This is a genomic window from Xanthobacter sp. BG11Y11_SDJG (assembly GCF_057364445.1).
Genome location: NZ_JBNFNU010000812.1, coordinates 1 through 733 on the forward strand (window position 1 = coordinate 1; position 733 = coordinate 733).

At 72.6% G+C, this 733-nt stretch carries 1 protein-coding gene and 1 pseudogene; both read left to right on the plus strand.

Annotated elements, in window-relative coordinates; translation table 11 throughout:
• Positions 1–104 precede the first annotated feature (104 nt).
• Positions 105–449, plus strand: a pseudogene (locus AC2W7M_RS26690) (PAS domain S-box protein); the annotation flags it as partial.
• Positions 450–492: 43 nt separating this feature from the next.
• Positions 493–733 (plus strand): diguanylate cyclase domain-containing protein (locus AC2W7M_RS26695; protein WP_486136220.1); only part of this gene is annotated, 241 nt, incomplete at its 3' end.

Genomic DNA, 733 nt, shown 5'->3' on the forward strand with positions numbered 1-733 from the left:
CGGGGTGATGGCCGGCGTGCCGCTGGCCGACGGGGCGGGCCTGGTGGTCACCTGGAGCCTGGCGGGCGCCGCCCTCGACACCGGCGGGCGCGCGCTGCTGAAGGATGTGGGGCGCGTCGTCTCGGCGCATCTGGCGGCGCTGGCCGAGGAAGCGCGAGGCGAGCGAGCAGCGCGACCTCTATGCCCTCCTCACCGAGCACAACACCGACACGCTGGTGCGCGGCAATCTCGACGGGGTGCGGCTCTACATCTCCCCCTCGGTGCGCGATCTTTTGGGCTATGCGCCGGAGGAGATGGTGGGCCGGCGCGCGGCGGAGATCGTGCATCCCGACGACCTGCCCGAGTTCCGCCTGCTCATGGAGGAGGTGCGCGCGGGCCGCATCGAGCTGGCGCGGGCGGAGAACCGCCAGCGCCACAAGAACGGCTCCTATGTCTGGATGGAGGCCTATCTCAAGCTCACCGCGACAAGGAGACCGGCGCGCGGACGGCTATGTGGCCTCGGTGCGCGACATCTCACGCCGCAAGGCGGCGGAGGCGGAGCTCGCCTTCGCCGCCATGCACGATCCGCTCACGGGCCTCGCCAACCGCACCAGCGCCGAGGCGCATCTTGCCGCCGCCTTGGGGCGCTGGCGCGCGGGCGACAGCGCCCTCGCGGTGCTGCTGCTGGACCTCGACCGCTTCAAGCGGGTGAACGACACGCTCGGCCACGACGCCGGCGACGTGCTCGCGTGGC